This is a genomic window from Stenotrophomonas sp. 21LCFQ19 (assembly GCF_056861425.1).
In genome coordinates this window covers 65426-82867 of the sequence record NZ_JBSPUF010000011.1, presented here as the reverse complement: position 1 = coordinate 82867, position 17442 = coordinate 65426, and the positions used below count along the sequence as shown (strand labels likewise).

Below are 17442 nucleotides of genomic sequence, written 5' to 3'. Positions count from 1 at the left end.
ACTCTCCATGAGTTTTGACCGCTGAGTAGTAAGTAACGAAATGCCGCTATCTATGGCAAGCTGGATCCTACAGCATTCGCTGGATTGGAGCTTGGGGACTCTCTTACGAAAAAAACTGTTGCCAGAGCTAACGAAAAAAATGGGATTCGTCAGGACTGCTGGGGGTCATGTTCGCTGGTGTGGATGGGACTATCGACCTGCTATTTCTGAAGGCGAAGAAATACTTCTTGCGCTGGACGCGCAGCCTGTGGCTAGGATTTGTTGTTGTGGGAAAAGGAGATCTAGTGAAGATAAGCTTGGTGCGCATCAAGAACTTTCGAGCGCTGACGGATGTATCTATTCCGTTCGATTGCATAACGACGTTTATTGGCCCGAATGGTGCAGGCAAGTCGACTGTGTTGCGGGCTCTTGACTGGTATTTCAATGGCAAGCCAGGCGCGCTGACAGAGAAGGATTGTTCCTTTAGTAATACCTCCGAGAACATAGAGGTTCAAGTTACGTTCGGAGATCTGACAGAGAAGGATCGCGAAGCGCTCGGCAAGTATGCGCCTGCTGGTGTCGATACCTTCACCGCGTGGAAACGTCGGAGTCCTGATGGTGCTGAAGTGCTCTCGGCGAACGCAAAGGGATTCCCGGATTTTGAGGCAATTAAATCTATAGATGGTGCCAAGGGTAGGAAGGACGCCTACGCCGCCTTGCGCGCTGCCCGAGCGGATCTAGGACTCCCTGCGGCGGCTACCGGCGCAGCTGTGGATCAGGCCATGACGACTTGGGAGTCTCAGCACACGGACATGCTTGTCGATGCGCCGGAGACGCTTCAGACCAACTTCTTCGGATTCAACAGCGGTGGGAAGATGAGTGGACTCTTCGACTTTGTTCTGGTTACCGCGGATCTAAGGGCTAGCGAAGAATCGGCCGACGGTAGGGCAAGTATCATTGGAAGGATACTCGAACGATCAGTTAACCGCGCAGCAGCTGATGAAGAGATTGCGAAGATTGTTGAAGAGTCACGCTCGCGACAGCAGAAGGTTTACGAGGAGAAGTTCAAGGCTCAGCTTGATGCAATGACGGATCAGCTCAATAGCGTTGTTGGATCTTACTCACCCGGACGAGCCGTCACGGTTTCGCCGGCCGAAGTCGAAATGAAGGCTCCAAGGACCACCTTCGAGCTTGTTGTGGTAGACGGAACTGCGGAAACTTCCATCGATCGACAAGGGCATGGATTTCAGCGGACTTTGCTGATTTCAGCCCTCCAACTCTTGGCGCAGTCAGGTGCCGCGTCGTCAGATGGCGTTATTTGTCTTGCCATTGAAGAGCCAGAGTTGTTTCAACACCCCATTCAAGCGCAGACTTTCGCTAAAGTTCTTAGGTCTCTAGCTGAGGATGTGGATAAGCGAGTTCAAGTTGTCTACGCAACACATAGCCCTCATTTTGTTGAGGCAAGGAGTTTTCACCAGGTTCGACGCCTCACTAGATCATCGGACAAAGTTCCGACTGTGTCGCTTCATCACGCAACGGTTGCTGATGTAAAACTTCTACTTGATGGTGTGCTTGACACCAATGTTGTGGATCGTCAACTTGATAGTGTTGTTGCGAATCAGCTATCTATCGCGCTCTTCGCGAATCGTGCCTTCCTTGTGGAGGGGACTACGGAGGCATCCGTATTCTGCGGCATCGGCGACCGGGCGCAGTTGGGGGCACTGGAGGCTGAAGGCATCTCGGTTGTTCCGGTAGGAGGGAAGAATTCAATCCCTCTCGTGCATGCAATTTTGACAGCTATAGGTGTGCCGGCGTATGCGCTTTTCGATGCAGATGTCGGCTTTGAGGAGCGCGCGAAAAGGAATGGCAAGGCGGTTGCCCTGATCGAAAAAGAGCGAGCGAGTCATGTTGCTGGAAATCGCGCGGCATTGAAGTATTTTGGAATGAATGAAGAGGACTTTCCTCTAGAAATTGTGGCTGACCGAGTGGCTATATTTCGAGATCATCTCGAGTCATTTCTAGATGATAACTGGGGGGAATGGCAGGCCGCTTGCTGCGAGTTCGAGGTGGCGGCTGGCATCAGCCTCGCAAAGAATCAGTACGCGTATCGGGTAGCAACACTAAAGGCTCAGGGAGTAGTGCCGGATATGTTGGTTCAAGTACTGCGAAAAGTTAGAGGTGAGTGATCATGAACGATATTGTCTGCCCGCATTGCGGAACTGCCTTCAAGATTGATGAGGCTGGATACGCGAAGATATTGAGCCAAGTTCGAGATATCGACTTCGAGAGGCAGCTTGAGGAGCGGCTGCAGCTGGCTGCGAAGGAGGGGAAGAGCGCGCTTGAGCTCGTTGAGATGAAAGCTGCCGGCGATATGCAGAAGGCGATTTCAGCGAAGGACGCCGAGATGGTTCAGCTAAGAGGGGCGCTCGAGGCAAGTGAGATGGCCGGGAAGCTGGCCATTACTGAGGCTTTGGGCGCTATAGAGAAAGAGCGAGACGCCTTAGCGGTTGAGATCCAGCAGGTGAAACGTGAAAGTGAGGCTTCTGCGAAGCTCGCTGAAGCGAAGCTTGCGAGTGAGTTGTACAAAGCGGTCACCGCCAAGGAGGTTGAGATTCAGACCTTGGTGACAAAATTGAATGCCGGCGAACTGACTCAGCAACTTGCCATCGCTCAGGCCGTTAGTGTTGTGGAGAAGGAGCGAGAACAGCTAAAAAGCGGTCTTGAGCGCGCCACTCTTGAGAAGCAAATTTCAGAAAAATCTCTCAAGGATAAGTACGAGACTCAGATCAAAGATCGTGAGGAGGAGATTCATCGCCTCAGAGACATGAAAGCTAAGCTATCTACCAAGATGGTGGGTGAGACGTTGGAGCAACACTGCGAGATTGAGTTTAATCGAGTTCGTGCAATGGCATTTCCGAAGGCGTACTTCGAGAAGGACAACGACGCGCGGACTGGAAGTAAAGGCGACTACATTTTTCGCGACTTGGATGATTCTGGGGTCGAGTTGGTTTCAGTCATGTTTGAAATGAAGAACGAGAATGACGAGACCGCGACAAAGAAAAAGAATGAAGATTTCTTGAAAGAGCTCGATAGGGATCGAAGCGAAAAGGGTTGCGAGTATGCGGTTCTTGTGTCGCTCCTTGAGCCAGATAGTGAGTTGTATAACTCAGGGATTGTGGATATGTCTCATCGCTACCAGAAGATGTACGTGGTGCGGCCGCAGTTCTTCATTCCGATGATCACATTGCTGCGAAACGCCGCTCAGAGTTCCTTGAAGTACAAGACGGAGCTTATACAGGTGAGAGCGCAGAACATCGATATCACTAATTTCGAGAGCGAGCTTGATTCGTTCAAGACTGGTTTTGCACGGAACTATGAACTAGCGTCGAAGAAGTTCAAGACAGCCATTGATGAGATAGATAAGACGATTGATCATCTGCAGAAGACAAAGGAAGCTTTGCTCGGATCAGAGAATAATCTGCGTCTCGCCAACAATAAGGCTGATGATCTGACAGTAAAGAAGCTAACAAAGGGGAATCCCACAATGGCTGCAAAGTTCGCCGATCTAAAATCTGATGGCTCAGACGAAGGTGAGTGAGCATCTGTTGGGTTGGCGTTGGAACCTATTTAGCTAGTTCGTCGTTAGATATTTAAGGGAGCCAAGGGGCCAGCCCTTATCTCAACCCCTCTCCCGTAGGGAGAGGGGCTTTCGTGTTAGCGCGCTGGTCGGCTGACGGCTAGGCTCCGCTGTGATATCAGCAACGTAGGAACCGCTGCACGTCCGAGCACAGTTGCTATACCGGTATGCCGTGTGGCACGAACAAACGCAGCCGTCCTTGGTGGCCGAATACATAGGCGCTTGGGTGTGGCTCATCGAATACACCTCCCGGGGGGCTTACCTTCTTCGCGGTCGTGTAGAGAGCTTTGAACGATAGCGCCATTGCGGGCAGCTGCAGGTCGTTACCTACCAGCGCGGTCGCAGTTGGGTCGAAGGCTTTTGACGCAGGTCTCCGCGACGGCGGGGCGGGCGTGCCGGGTCCACGCTGACGAAGATCACTTGCGGTTTGTCGGCATCCGAGCGAATCAGGTGCTTTACGCGGTTCAACTCCACCATGGTGGGGAAGCCATCCGGGCAATTGGTGAAGCCGAAGAATAGATACGTCACCTTGCCGTTGAGGTCGGCCGGTCAGCGGGCTATGCCGCTGCTGTACGGCATCGACTATTCAGGTCTCTTCATCGTCAAAATCTGGTGAACCATCAGGCTTTGCGGGTCGCCAAGTGCCGCTCCCTGAGTAATAGGAACAGCGGTAACGCCAGCGACGGGCCAACCATGATGCTGGACAGCGGCAGCCACAGGTGGCGCATTCCCAACCTGCGTCCCTCGGCACAGATGAGTGCAATTGTCGCAAGTCCCGAAATAAGGACATCCGCCCAGGCGAACGCGGCGATTTTGCTGGACGTCGCCTGTTGCAGTAAGAGCGGCACATTGAGGCCGTTGGCGGATAGCCATGGCACGAACTGGGCAAGGGGCAGGGCGGTGCCTGCGATGCAGAGAAGTAGGTAAACAAACCGCATGTTGCTCTCCGGCTGATTCGATTGGTTATCTCTGGCGTGGATTATCGCTCGGACCAAGGAAGCTTGGGCTTGTCCAGCGCCGCGCTCGGGAGTTTCAGCGCGATCGAGGAAGGCCAGCACGCCATTGTTTTCGAAGTCCGTAAGAGCCCGGCGGCACCAAGCAGCACTTAGGCGGGCTTAACCCGCAATCCCCCTTACCGACAGACATTCCCGCCACCCCAACTCACTGGCATGCTGTCGCCTGCTTATCAGGGGATGAAAGTCGATGTTTCGATCTGTTGTTCTTGCGGCTGCACTATTTGCAGCCCTTCCCGCGCGCGCGGAGCTGGCTTTCGAGGCGCCGGTGGCCTGCGCCGATGCGGATTCGTCTCCTGCGCTGAAAGGCAGCCTCTGTGTCACCACCCATGTTCCGCTGCGGCATGCGTCGCCGGGCGATGGTTCGCTGAAGCTGTTCGTGCGGCGCTTTCCTGCCGAGGCGGCGGAGCGACGCGGGGAGGTTTGGTTGTTGGCTGGTGGGCCTGGTGAGTCCGGGGCGTCCTTGTATCCGGTGGTTGCGACGTTCCGGCGTGCGTTTCCCGGTTATGACCTGGTGATTCCGGACCACCGTGGCGTGGGGCGGTCGGAGCGCATCTGCCCGGTGCAGGAGGCGGCGGACAGCGCCGATGGTGTTGCCTTGGCTGGGGACGAGTGGGGCGGCTGCATTGGCGCGATGTATGCGGATGCGGCGCGCACGCAGGCGTTCTCGGTGACCGAGGCGGCGCAGGATCTTGCGTTGCTGATGTCGCGCTATCGCGGCAGTGGGCCGACCTATCTGTACGGCGTGTCGTATGGCACGCAGCTGGCCTTGCGTGCGCTGCAGGTGGCGCCGATGCCGCTGGACGGTTTGATCCTGGATGGGCTGGTGCCGCTGGAGACCACCGAGCAGTGGGACCTGAGCCGGCGCACGGCGCTGGTGGATGCGGTGGGACGTGCGGTGCTGGGCGAGCAGAAGGTGGCGGTCTATCAGCGTGTGCTGGCCGCTGCGCCGACGGCGCCGTGGAAGGACGAGGTGCCGGGCGGTGATCTACGCCGGTTGCTGGGCTCGCTGCTGAACTTCCCTGCGCTGCGTGCGCGTATTCCCGACATCGTTGATGGGCTGGCGGTGGACGATACGTCCGCGTTGCTGGCGACGCTGGCGGAGCTGAAGACAGCGATGGCGGGGATGGGGCAGGGTGGTAACAACCAGCCTTCGTTGCCGCTGGTGATGTTGATCTCGGCGTCGGAGAACAATGCGCGGCCGGGGCTTACCCGCGAGTTGGTGGAGCAGGAGGCTGCTGGGGCCTTGTTTGTCAGTGCAATCCCGGGGTTTCTGGTCGGGGCGCCTGTGCCTGCTTATGCCAAGGATGCCTGGTTTGGGAAGTCGCCTGGGGTGCTACCGAGGACTTTGGTTGTGCATGGGACGCTGGATCCGAATACGGCGTATGCGGGGGCGGTGGAGCATGCGGCTGTGCTGGGGAAGGCTGGGGAGGTGAGCTTCAGTACGGTGGAGGGTGGGGCGCATTTGCTGTCTTACTTTGCGCCTGGGTGTTTTGTTGAGGCGGTTGGGGCGTTTGTTGCTGGTGGGGAGGTTGGTGGGCGGTGTGTGGAGCGGTGAGGTTGATTGGGTTTTAGGGCTGAGTTTGGTTGGGGGGCTGGGGGTTTGGGGTTGGTGGTTTTGTTCTGCCCTCACCCCAACCCCTCTCCCGGAGGGAGAGGGGCTTTGGTCTTGCGGGGTCGGGGCTATCCGGTTGTCTGACAGGTTGTTGCGTGCGGCCTTGTTGGCTCCAGCGTTAGTCGCTGCACATCCGAGAACAGCTGCTCCACCGGCATGCCGTAGGGCGCGAACAAACGCAGCCGTCCCTCGCGGTCGAATACGTAGCCGCCTGCGGTGTGGCTCATTGAGTAGGCGCCGGGGTGCTTGCCTTCTTCGCGGTCGTAGAAGGCTTTGAAGGATGCTGCCATTGCGGCCAGTTGCTGGTCGTTGCCTACCAGTGCGGTTGCTGTGGGGTCGAAGGCTTTTACATAGGTTTCGGCGACGGCGGGGGTGTCGCGGGCCGGATCCACGGTGACGAAGATCACCTGCAGTTTGTCGGCGTCCGAGCCCATCAGGTGCTTTACGCGGTTCAACTCCACCATGGTCGTGGGGCAGACGTCCGGGCAGCTGGTGAAGCCGAAGAACAGGTAGGTCACTTTGCCGTTGAGGTCGGCCGGGCTGCGGCTTACGCCTGTGCTGTCGGGCATCGTCCATTGCTGGCCGAGTGCTTCGCAGGCGATGTCCTTGCCGTAGAAATCTACCTTGGGTTTTGCGGCGCAGGCGACCAGCAGCAGGGTGGCGGCGCTTATCGCGATGGTGGACAGGTGCAGTTTGCGGGCCAGTGCGGCGAGGCCGGTGGCGGGGGTGTTGGTGCGGGACATGGCTATGGTCGATGAAGGACGGACAGCCGAACTACATGCGACGGGCCGGCATGGTGTGCCGGCCCGTTGCGTGCGTCAGTTGACCATCATGTGGAAGTGCATGCTCCAGATGATCCAGATGGAGAGCGCTACCACGATGAAAAGAATGACCAGGGTGAAAACAAAACTGGCCAGGTTCCAGCCGCCCTCCGAGGAGCGGTTCATGTGCAGGAAGTACACCAGCTGCACGATGATCTGTACGACGGCAAAACCGACCAGCAGGGCCATCGACAGTGGCCGCGACAGCGTCGGGTTCATCACCAGCATGAAGGGGATGACGGTGAGCACGGCGCAGATCACGAAGCCGATAAGGTAGGACTTGGTGGAGCCATGTCCGCTGCCGGCGCGGGAGGTGTCGTTGTCGGACATGTTCAGAACACTCCAATCAGATAGACAAAGGTGAAGACGCAGATCCAGACCAGGTCCAGAAAGTGCCAGAACAGACTCAGGCAGGAGATGCGGGTGACGTTGGTCGGGGTGAGGCCGCGACGCTTCACCTGGTGCATCACCACCGCCATCCAGATCAGGCCGCTGGCCACGTGCAGGCCGTGCGTGCCAACCAGTGCGAAGAACGCGGACAGGTAGGCGCTGGTGGTGGGGCCGGCGCCAATGTGGATGAGGTGGTTGAACTCATACACTTCCATGCCGATGAAGCCGGCACCGAGTGCGAAGGTCACGCCCAGCCAGGTCAGTACTGCGCGTTTGTCCTGGCGGTGCATCGCCAGCACGGCCTGGCCGTAGGTGATGCTGGAGACCAGCAGCAGGAAGGTCTCCACCAGCACGAACGGCAGCGAGAACAGCTCGGCACCGGTGGGGCCGCCTGCATACGCGTTGCTGAGCACCGCGTAGGAAGCGAACAGCGAGCCGAACAGCACCAGGTCGGACATGATGTAGACCCACATGCCGAAGACCTTCATGCCACCCTGGTCGTGGCCATGGTCGTCATGGCTGTGCTCGGCCGCCTGTGCGTTGTCTACGGCGACGTTGGACATGATGTTCATGCAATCACCCTGTGCTGCTTGAGCTTGTTCTGGTGTTGGTTCTCGATGGCGGCCACTTCTTCGGCGCTGACGTAGTAATCCACGTCCTCGTCGTAGGAGCGCACGATCAAGGTGACGATCATCACCACGAAGCTCGCACCGGCCAGCCACCAGATGTGCCAGATCAAGGCGAAGCACAGCGCCAGGATCCAGATGTTGAGGATCAGCGGCACGCCGGTGTTACGCGGCATGTGGATCGGCGCATAGTGCTTGGGCGGCTTGGGCAGACCCTGCTTCTTGGCTTCGTGGAAGGCGTCCAGGGTGTCGGCCTTGGGCACCACGGCGAAGTTGTAGAACGGCGGCGGCGAAGGCGTCTGCCATTCCAGCGTGCGTGCATTCCACGGGTCGCCGGTGATGTCCTGGTTCTGCTTGCGGTCGCGGATGCTGACGTAGATCTGCACCAGCATCAGCACGATGCCTGCGAGCACGAACAGCGCGCCGACGAAGGCGGCAATCAGGTAGGGCGTCCACGCCGGGTTGTCGTACTGGTTCATGCGCCGGGTCATGCCCATGAAGCCGAGCATGTACAGCGGCATGAAGGCCAGGTAGAAGCCGATGATCCAGCAGGCGAACGACCACTTGCCCAGGCGTTCGTTGAGGGTGAAGCCGAACACCTTCGGGAACCAGTAGACGAAGCCGGCCAGGTAGCCGAACAGCGCGCCACCGATGATGGTGTTGTGGAAGTGGGCCACCAGGAACAGGCTGTTGTGCAGCAGGAAATCCGCGCCCGGGATGGCCAGCAGCACGCCGGTCATGCCGCCGATGGTGAAGGTGACCAGGAAGGCGATGGTCCACAGCATCGGCACGCTGAACTCGACGCGGCCGCCGTACATGGTGAACAACCAGGTGAAGATTTTCACGCCGGTCGGGATCGCGATGATCATCGTCATGATGCCGAAGAAGGCATTGACGCTGGCACCGGAGCCCATGGTGAAGAAGTGGTGCAGCCACACCACGAACGACAGGATGCCGATCGCCAGCGTTGCACCCACCATCGACTTGTAGCCGAACAGCTTCTTGCGCGAGAACGTGGCGGTGATCTCGGAGAAGATACCGAACGCCGGCAATACCAGGATGTACACCTCCGGGTGGCCCCAGGCCCACACCAGGTTGACGTACATCATTGGGTTGCCACCAAGGTCATTGGTGTAGAAGTTGAAGTCCAGGTAGCGGTCCAGGGTGAGCGCGCCGAGGGCGACCGTCAGGATCGGGAACGCGGCAATGATGATCACGCTGGTGACCAGCACGGTCCAGGTGAACACCGGCATCTTCATCAAGGTCATGCCCGGCGCACGCATGCGCAGGATGGTGATGAAAAGGTTGACGCCGGTCAGCAGTGTGCCGACACCGGAGGCCTGCAATGCCCATATGTAGTAATCAACACCTACCCCTGGACTGAACTCGATGCCGGACAACGGCGGGTACGCCACCCAGCCGGTCATCGCGAACTCGCCAAGGCCCAGCGAGATCATCATCAGCGCAGCGCCGACCACGAAGATCCAGAAGCTGAAGGCATTGAGGAAGGGGAAGGCCATGTCGCGCGCGCCGATCTGCAGCGGCACCACGATGTTCATCAGGCCCACCACGAACGGTGTGGCCACGAAGAAGATCATGATCACGCCATGCGCGGTGAAGATCTGGTCGTAGTGCTCCGGTGGCAGGAAGCCATCGCTGCCGGGGCCGGCCGCGGCCAGCTGCGCGCGCATCATCAGTGCATCGGCAAAGCCGCGCACCAGCATCACCAGCGCCACCACGATGTACATGATGCCGATCTTCTTGTGGTCCACGGTGGTGAACCAGTCGCGCCACAGCACGCCCCACAACTTGAAATAGGTGACGGCGGCGAGCAGTGCGATGCCGCCAAGCACCATGCCCGCCAATGTCACCACGACGATCGGGTCGTGCAACGGCACGGCGTCCCACGTCAACTTACCGAACATGCTCATTACTCCTGGGAGGCCTTGGGTTCTGCGTTGTGGCCGGACGTGGCCGCGGTGTTCTCACCCACGCCGATGAACTGGTCGATGACCTTCTTGAACAGCAGCGGCTCGACGCTGGCGAAGTGGCGCACCGGTTCTTTGCGCGTCGGCGCGGCCAGGCGCTTGAATTCGTCGAAGCTGAGTTGATCCGGCGACTGCCGCACTTCTACAACCCAGTCATCGAATTGCTGCTGGCTCATCGCGGTGGCGACGAACTTCATGTTGGAGAAGCCGTGGCCGCTGTAATTGCCCGACATACCGTCGAACTTGCCTTGCTCGTTGGCCACCAGGTGCAGCTGCGTGCGCATGCCGGCCATCGCATAGATCTGCCCGCCCAGCTGCGGGATGAAGAAGGTATTCATCGTCGAGTTGGAGGTGATGTCGAAGGCCAGCTGCTGCCCGGCCGGGAAGTTGAGCTGGTTGACCGTGGCGATGCCCAGGTCCGGGTAAACGAACACCCATTTCCAGTCGGTGGCGATCACTTCCACATGCAGCGGCTCGCCGGGAATATCCAGCGGCTTGTAAGGGTCAAGCTCGTGGGTGGATTTCCACACGATCACGGCCAGCACGGCGACGATGATCAGGGGCACGCCCCAGACCACGATTTCCACCTTGGTCGAGTGCGCCCAATCGGGGATGTACTTGGCCTTGGTATTGCCGGAGCGGTAGCGCCAGGCAAAGACGAAGGTCAGCACGATGGCCGGTATCACCACGATCAGCATCAAGGCGATGCAGATGATGATCAGGTCGCGCTGAGCAATGCCCACGTCGCCCTTGGAGTCCAGTAGTACCCAGTTGCAGCCAGACAGGCCCACGCATGCCAAAGCGGCCAGCGCTGGGCGGATGCGTTTCCAGCAGATATTCATTGAAGGTCGACCCTGTTGAAGGAGCTCTTGAGCGGGGACCGCCGATGCCCGGCGCATAGGCCGGGAGCGGCTACACTGTCCGTACGGCGGTGCCTACAAAAGGATTGCCGATCCAGTCAAGTCCATACAAGATGCATCATTGTATGGGTTGGTGCACGTACAAAGCAGGGAAGGTTCACCCGATGCAGCAGCCAGCCGCAGGCCGACGCCTGAAAAAGCCCAACCGGACCTGGGTCCGTCCCTTTGCCGAGGGCACCGGTCCGCTCTACCTGCAGATTGCCCAGCAGGTACGCGATGCCGTGGACGATGGCGTGCTGCAACCCGGCGACCGCCTGCCGCCGCAGCGCGACCTGGCCCAGCTGATGGGTGTGGACCTGACCACGGTTACCCGTGCCTACGCCGAGCTGCGCCAGTCCGATCTGCTCGACGCGCAGGGCGCCGGCGGCACCTTCATCGCCATGTCGGCCGGCAACAGCTCCACCTCGGTCGACCTGAGCATGAACATCCCGCCGCTGCTGGGCAGCAGCCCGTTCGCGCAGAGCATGGAGCGCGGCTTCCAGCAGCTCAGCCAGCAGCTGGGGCAGGGCGAGCTGATGAGTTACCACGTCGGCGCCGGCTCCCGCGATGACCGCGCCGCCGCCGTGCAATGGCTGGCGCCGATCCTCGGCAGCGTCTCCGCCGAGCGGGTGGTGATCTGCCCCGGCGCGCAGGCCGCGCTATGCGCCATCGTGCTGGCCAAGACCCAGCCGGGTGACCTGATTGCCGCCGAACAGCTCACCTATCCGGGCCTGCTGGCCGCCGCGCGTGTGCTGCAGCGGGGCATCGTCTCCATCGCCATGGACGCCGAAGGCATGCTGCCGGACGCACTGGAAGCGGCCTGCCAGCAGCGCAAGCCGGCCCTGATCTACCTGATCCCGACCATCCAGAACCCGACCACGGCGACCATGTCGCAGGCCCGCCGTGCCGCCATTCTGGCCATTGCCCGCCGCCATGGCGTGGCGGTGGTGGAGGACGATCCGTACTGGCTGCTGGCCGCCGACGCGGCACCGCCGCTGGCGGTGGATAGCCACCCGGATGCCCCGGTTTACTACGTGTCCACCCTGTCCAAGTGCCTGGCGCCGGGGCTGCGCACCGCCTATCTGGTGGTGCCGCCGGGCGAGCCGATGGAGCCGCTGTTGGACGCCCTGCGCTCGATCGCGCTGATGCCGACCCAATCGATGGTGGCGGTGGCCTCGCACTGGATCCGCAGCGGCCAGGCCGATGAGATGGTGCGCCGCTTCCAGCAGGAGCTGCGCCAGCGCCAGCAGATCGCCGCGCGCATCCTGCCCAAGCCTTATCAGGCACACCCGTCCGGCCTGCATGTGTGGCTGCCGTTGCCGCCAAGGCTGGACCAATACCGGCTGATCCAGGCCGCACAGGCGCAAGGCCTGGGCATCGCCAGCTCGGAGGCTTTCAGCATCGAGGAGCAGGCCGGCAATGCCATTCGCCTGTCGCTGGGCGGGGCGGTGGACCAGCACAGTCTGGCGGCGGCCTTGACCAAGCTGACCGAGGTCATCTCGGCTGCGCCTGAGACGCGGACGCAGGCTATCGTTTAACTGGCCTCCGGTCATATCCATACAAAAATGATACATTGCATATCTTGTATGGATATGCGGGTAGCTGCTGTGCGTCGGGACAAGCTGAAGTTTCATCTGGTGATGCTGGGCTGCGCCGGTTTCGTGGTGCTGGCGCTGGCGTCGCTGGTCTATGTCTGTTCGCGGCCGCAGACCGCCGATGTGCAGGCCAGTGAGCGCGCGGCCATCGAACAGTGCCTGCAGCGCAGCCGCGCGCCGGAGCGCACCGAAATCTACCGCCGCGCCCAGGCCGATTCCTGCGCCGAGATGCTGGAACAGTACGAGCACAAGTTCGGCGCGGACTCCGCCTCGTGAGCCCGCCCAACGGCGCATCACCGCGCCGGCGTGGGATGCGGTTGTGGATCGCAGCGGGCTGCGTGTTGATGGCCGGTATCGCGATAGCGCTATGGCAGTACTTCGGCCTCAGTGAGCAGACCACGTTCGCCGAGCAGGCCATCGTCTTCGACGACACCCAACTCAAGCTGCCGCCGGAACTGGCTGGCGCGAATGGGCGCATCCGCGTCGTGCATTTCTGGGACCCGGCCTGCAAGGTCTGCAACCGTGAAACCGGCGCGCACCTGAGTTACCTGATCAGCATGTACCGCCGCGCCAACATCGATTTCTACGCGGTGCGCCGCCCGGGCACGACAGGTGAGCTGCCCGAGTATCTGCGTGGTCGTTTGCAGGAACTGCCGACAATTGAAGGCGCCGAACATATCCCGGCCAGCCCTGCGGTTGCGATCTGGGATCGGCAAGGGCACTTGGCTTACGCCGGACCGTACAGCATCGGCATGGTCTGCAATTCGGCCAATAGTTTTGTGGAGCCGATTCTCGACAAACTGGTCGACGGAAAAACGGTACGGCCGCGCGGTTTGTTGGCGGTGGGCTGCTACTGCCCGTGGCAAAGCAAGCCTTGATCTACTGCTGATGAATCTGCATGCGCGCCAACGTGCGTGGACGTTCTGTCCGCGCACAAAAAACAGCGGGCACCCGCTCCAACCGACCGATGGTTGTGAGCAGGCACCCGCCGCTGATGCAAACAATACGTGGCTACATCGTCCATACATGGTGCGACAGGATGTCGCAGTTTTTGCCGGTAAACAGGGGGTTTGGCGATGAACTGGATGGACAGCGCGCTGCGCAGCAACGGCCCGATCTACCTGCGCATCGTCAACAGCATCGAGCGCAGCATGAACACCGGCGAGCTGGTGCCCGGTCATCGTCTGCCATCGCAGCGCGCATTGGCCAAGCAGCTCGGCATCGACCTGACTACTGTTACACGCGCCTTCGATGAAGCACGCAGACGCGGACTGATCGAAGCGCGCGGACCGCAGGGCAGCTTCATCGCACCGCCGAAAGCAGCCTTCGGCCAACCGGTGGACCTGAGCATGAACGTGCCGCCGGTACCGGATGCCTTGGCCTTGAACGATGCACTGCGACGTGGTGCAGCCGCCGTGCTTGCGCGCAGCAATGCGCCCAACCTGATGACGTATCACCTGGCCGGCGGCAGCCCAACCGACCGGCATGCGGCGACCAGCTGGCTGCAGCCGATGCTGGGTGATGTTGCCGATACGGCATTGGTGGTTGCCGAAGGTGCGCAGTCGGCGCTTGCCTCGATCCTGATCAGCCAGACCCAGGAAGGCGAGGTGATTCTCTGCGATCACCTGGTGTACCCGGGCCTGCTGCAGGCGGCACGATCGTTGGGACGCCGCTTGCTGCCGGTCGATGGCGATGCGGAAGGAATGTGCCCGGAGGCGCTGGAACGTGCCTCGCGGCAGAGTGGGGCGCGCGTGGTTTACCTCAATCCCACCTGCAACAACCCGACGGCGCTGACGATTCCCTCGCAGCGACGTGTTGAGCTGGCACGTGTGCTGCAGCGGTTGGATCTGCTGGCGGTCGAGGACGATCCGTATTGGCATCATGCTGTGGAAAAGCCAATGCCGATTGCGGCGCTGGCACCGGCGCAGGTGTACTACGTATCAACCTTGTCGAAGGCGATCAGCCCAGGTTTGCGCACGGCATTCGTGCGCTGTCCTTCGGAGCAGCATGCCGAAGCGCTGGCGACTGCGTTGCGTTCGATCTGCCTGATGGGCCACCCGCTGGTGATGGCGCTGGTCAGCCAACTGCTGCTGGATGGTTCGGCGACTGCATTGTTGAATCAGGTGTTGGATGAGGCGCGCGAGCGCACCGCGCTGGCTACATACCTGCTGGTGCCTTCGTTGAAGGTGCGAGCATCAGGGCTGCATGCCTGGTGCAGCCTGCCAGAGCAAAACCGGCAAAACCGGCAAAACCGGGGTCAGAGTGGGGTTTCGTACCGAAACCCCACTCTGACCCCGGTTTTGACCTGTAGTGCCGAGCCATGCTCGGCAAGGGCTTTACAAGGAATGCTGTAGGAGCGGCGTTAGCCGCGAAGCTGACGTTGCATCAACCGAAGCTCAACCGCGAACGGCACCCCTCCCCAACCCTCCCCTTGCCTGCGGCAAAGGGAGGGGGCAAAGCGCGTATCGCTCGGATACAGTCCGCGTTAGCGCTTTACCGCATACGCACCAAACGTGCTGCCGATGAATCCACCCGCGGTGTCGGTACTGAGCAGGCTCGCATCAAGCGTTTCGCCAAGGCGTTGCCATTGCCCGGGTTGTGGCGAGAACCATGCCTGCGCGCGTGCGCCATCCAGGGTGAATCGCAATCCAGTGTTGTCGCCAGCGCCGCTTAGTTCCTTCTGCGCCAACAGCGTGCCTGTCTCTGGTGAATCCTTGCCGGCGCGCAAGTACAGGGCTATCCGGCGCGTACCATTGCTGGCTTCGACGCCCAGCACATAGTGATAGCGCTCGTTCTGCAGCCAAGCCAATCCTGCCAACTCGCCATCAGCCACAGACGCGGCCGAAAGCTGCATATCCAGGGTCGCGCGATGGTGCTGCAGGCGGTGCCCCAGATAGTGGGCCTGTTCTTCCGCACCCTCGGCGCCCAGCGGCGTCGTGCCCGTTTGCAGCTTCAGACCATCAGCGCCCGTGATGAACCATGCGCGCTTCGGCGGATGCAGCGTCAGCCATTGTGGTGGCAGCGTCGCGTCGCTGAAGTTTTCCGTCCAACTGGATACAGCGCTATCGCTGATTGGCACGGATGCTCCAGCAATCTGTGGGCGCGGCAACTGCAGCGGTACTTCGGCGCCACGCGGCAGCACCTGCGGCCAGCCATCCTGCCATTGCACCGGCAGCAGGAAGGTTTCACGGCCTAGATTGTATTGATTGCCACGGTAGGGGCGGGTGGCGAGGAATACCGTCCACCAGCTGCCATCAGCCAGCTGCACGAACTGCGCATGCCCAGCCGAGGTCACCGGATTGGCGCGCTTGGGATCGAGGTCGCGCTGGGTCAGTACCGGGTTGTTGGGACCTGCCTGATACGGACTCATCAGGCTGCGGCTGCGCCAGATCATCTGCGCATGCTGTTCGCCGGTGCCGCCTTCGGCGGCGGTCAGGTAGTACCAGCCGTCGTGCTTGAAGATATGCGGGCCTTCGATGTGCTCGGGCTTGCTGGCTGGGTTGGCGCCGCCATCCACCAGCAGACGCCGCTCACCAATGGCTTTGCCGCTGGCCAGGTCGATCTGCTGCAGCCAGATCGCGCGGTGGCCGTCGTAGCGCAGTTCGCCATCGGGCACGTCGTTGTGTACCACCCAGCTGCTGCCATCGGCATCGAAGAACAGAGAAGGATCGATGCCGCGCACCTGCAGCCAGACCGGGTCGGACCATGGCCCGGCCGGGTTGTCGGCATGGATCACGAAGTTGCCACCGTCGCAGTAGAAGCAGGTGTTGACGATGTAGAACTTGCTGCCGTGATGGCTGATGGAGGCGGCGAACAGGCCGCGGGTCAGCTCGTCCTTGCCGTAGTTGATCTGGCCTGGGCGGTCGATGGCGTTGCCGATCTGCGTCCAGTTGACCAGGTCGCGGCTGTGGTGGATCGGCAGGCCGGGGAAATAGCCGAACGTGGAGTTGACCAGATAGAAGTCATCGCCGGCACGCACGATCGACGGGTCCGGGTAGAAGCCGGGCAGGACCGGGTTGCGGTAATTGCCGGCCGCCAATGGCGTATGCCGGTCGTTGCCTTGGTAGCTGATCGAGTGCACCAGTACTTCGGCATTGCTGGCCGGTGCCAGCAGGTAGAGCAACATCCACAGCAGACGACTACGCATGGGCGGCTTTGTCCAAGCTTGGAGAAGCCTTGGAATCTAGCAGTTAAGGAGCAAAACCGGAGCAAAACCGGGGTCAGAGTGGAGTTTCGTACCGAAACCCCACTCTGACCCCGGTTTTGCTCCGGTTTTGCCGTTCTGACTCAGCTGGGCTTGAACAGCTTGCGCTTGCCGGTGAGTACCTTTTCCTTCGGGGTGAGCTTGGCCACGCCGGGGATCAGGAAGTCGGTGGCGGTCTGCCCGAAGCGGATCTTGGAGGCCAGCCAGAGCGGCATCTTGCCGCGGCCAGTCCAGGTGTTCCAACGGTTCTCGGGATCACGGTACTTGGGTTTGACCTTCGGGCCCTTGCGCCGGGCGGGCTTGCTCTTGGCTGCGACGGCATCTGCGCCAGGACCGAACAACTCCTCGATCGTATAACCGGTCTGCTTGGCCAATGCGGTGAGTTTGCGCCTGACCTTGTCCGCAGGTTGACGTTGGGTGAGCGCTTTGTGCCTGTCCTGTGCGGCGCGGATGAGAGTGTTGAGCTCTCGAAGATCAAGAGGGGTAAGGTCGATACTCATGGCGTAAGCCTCAGTTCTTGGCTCCGGGGTGTCAAGCCGCTGTTGCGGATCGCGGGCGTTGGCAGCACAGGGGCGAGGCCTGGAGCGCTGCCCATGGGGCTGATCGGCTCGGCAGGTGTAGCCCGGGTAGGCGCAGCGCACCCGGGGCTGTTGGCGGGAGGTTCCAGCATCGCCA

16 protein-coding genes are annotated in these 17442 nt (G+C 60.6%); 7 read left to right on the top strand and 9 right to left on the bottom strand.

Annotated elements, in window-relative coordinates; genetic code table 11:
* The first annotated feature begins 167 nt into the window (after positions 1-167).
* Together AC13FW_RS13295 and AC13FW_RS13290 are read left to right on the top strand one after the other, a co-directional pair.
* Positions 168-2165 carry an ATP-dependent nuclease gene (locus tag AC13FW_RS13295; protein WP_482989376.1) on the top strand — a complete coding sequence of 666 codons (1998 nt, stop codon included), beginning with the start codon at positions 168-170 and terminating at the stop codon, positions 2163-2165.
* 2 nt (positions 2166-2167) lie between these two features.
* Positions 2168-3577, top strand: coding sequence for a DUF2130 domain-containing protein (locus AC13FW_RS13290; protein ID WP_482989375.1), 1410 nt, complete (start codon positions 2168-2170; stop codon positions 3575-3577).
* A gap of 366 nt (positions 3578-3943) precedes the next feature.
* Here the strand turns inward: AC13FW_RS13290 and AC13FW_RS13285 are convergent, their stop codons facing one another.
* A complete protein-coding gene (locus AC13FW_RS13285; protein WP_482989374.1) occupies positions 3944-4144 on the bottom strand; it encodes an SCO family protein in 201 nt (66 codons plus the stop codon).
* 92 nt (positions 4145-4236) lie between these two features.
* Entirely contained in the window at positions 4237-4554 is a 318-nt protein-coding gene (locus AC13FW_RS13280; protein WP_482989373.1) for a DUF2834 domain-containing protein, read from the bottom strand.
* A gap of 265 nt (positions 4555-4819) precedes the next feature.
* On the opposite strand from AC13FW_RS13280, the gene AC13FW_RS13275 reads away from it, so the two are divergent.
* Positions 4820-6187 (top strand): alpha/beta hydrolase, encoded by a 1368-nt coding sequence (locus AC13FW_RS13275; RefSeq protein ID WP_482989372.1) that lies wholly within the window; start codon positions 4820-4822, stop codon positions 6185-6187.
* Between the two features lie 125 nt (positions 6188-6312).
* On the opposite strand, the gene AC13FW_RS13270 is transcribed toward AC13FW_RS13275, so the two are convergent.
* The 5 genes from AC13FW_RS13270 to cyoA all read right to left on the bottom strand — a co-directional run bounded on the left by AC13FW_RS13270 (position 6313) and on the right by cyoA (position 10911).
* Complete coding sequence (locus AC13FW_RS13270; protein ID WP_482989371.1) at positions 6313-6987, bottom strand: SCO family protein; 675 nt, start codon at positions 6985-6987, stop codon at positions 6313-6315.
* Positions 6988-7062: 75 nt separating this feature from the next.
* A complete protein-coding gene (gene cyoD / locus AC13FW_RS13265; RefSeq protein WP_482989370.1) occupies positions 7063-7395 on the bottom strand; it encodes a cytochrome o ubiquinol oxidase subunit IV in 333 nt (110 codons plus the stop codon).
* Positions 7396-7397: 2 nt separating this feature from the next.
* Positions 7398-8027, bottom strand: coding sequence for a cytochrome o ubiquinol oxidase subunit III (cyoC, locus tag AC13FW_RS13260; RefSeq protein ID WP_482989369.1), 630 nt, complete (start codon positions 8025-8027; stop codon positions 7398-7400).
* Positions 8024-10006 (bottom strand): cytochrome o ubiquinol oxidase subunit I, encoded by a 1983-nt coding sequence (gene cyoB / locus AC13FW_RS13255; RefSeq protein WP_482989368.1) that lies wholly within the window; start codon positions 10004-10006, stop codon positions 8024-8026. Before cyoB ends, cyoC begins: the two co-directional genes overlap by 4 nt.
* 5 nt (positions 10007-10011) lie before the next feature.
* Positions 10012-10911: a ubiquinol oxidase subunit II gene (gene cyoA, locus AC13FW_RS13250; RefSeq protein ID WP_482989367.1), complete on the bottom strand. Its 900-nt coding sequence runs from the start codon at positions 10909-10911 to the stop codon at positions 10012-10014.
* A 182-nt stretch (positions 10912-11093) separates the two neighbouring features.
* On the opposite strand from cyoA, the gene AC13FW_RS13245 reads away from it, so the two are divergent.
* From AC13FW_RS13245 to AC13FW_RS13230, 4 genes are all read left to right on the top strand, one after another.
* Positions 11094-12506, top strand: coding sequence for an aminotransferase-like domain-containing protein (locus tag AC13FW_RS13245; protein ID WP_482989366.1), 1413 nt, complete (start codon positions 11094-11096; stop codon positions 12504-12506).
* A 48-nt stretch (positions 12507-12554) separates the two neighbouring features.
* Positions 12555-12839: a hypothetical protein gene (locus AC13FW_RS13240; RefSeq protein ID WP_482989365.1), complete on the top strand. Its 285-nt coding sequence runs from the start codon at positions 12555-12557 to the stop codon at positions 12837-12839.
* A gap of 35 nt (positions 12840-12874) precedes the next feature.
* Positions 12875-13441 (top strand): DUF6436 domain-containing protein, encoded by a 567-nt coding sequence (locus AC13FW_RS13235; RefSeq protein WP_482989364.1) that lies wholly within the window; start codon positions 12875-12877, stop codon positions 13439-13441.
* 198 nt (positions 13442-13639) lie between these two features.
* The gene (locus AC13FW_RS13230) at positions 13640-14917 is read left to right on the top strand and encodes an aminotransferase-like domain-containing protein (RefSeq protein WP_482989363.1); all 1278 of its coding nucleotides are present in this window, start codon (positions 13640-13642) and stop codon (positions 14915-14917) included.
* A gap of 131 nt (positions 14918-15048) precedes the next feature.
* On the opposite strand, the gene AC13FW_RS13225 is transcribed toward AC13FW_RS13230, so the two are convergent.
* Positions 15049-16746 carry a glycoside hydrolase family 43 protein gene (locus AC13FW_RS13225; protein WP_482989416.1) on the bottom strand — a complete coding sequence of 566 codons (1698 nt, stop codon included), beginning with the start codon at positions 16744-16746 and terminating at the stop codon, positions 15049-15051.
* A gap of 104 nt (positions 16747-16850) precedes the next feature.
* The gene (locus AC13FW_RS13220; RefSeq protein WP_482989362.1) at positions 16851-17267 is read right to left on the bottom strand and encodes an H-NS histone family protein; all 417 of its coding nucleotides are present in this window, start codon (positions 17265-17267) and stop codon (positions 16851-16853) included.
* Positions 17268-17442: the final 175 nt, after the last annotated feature.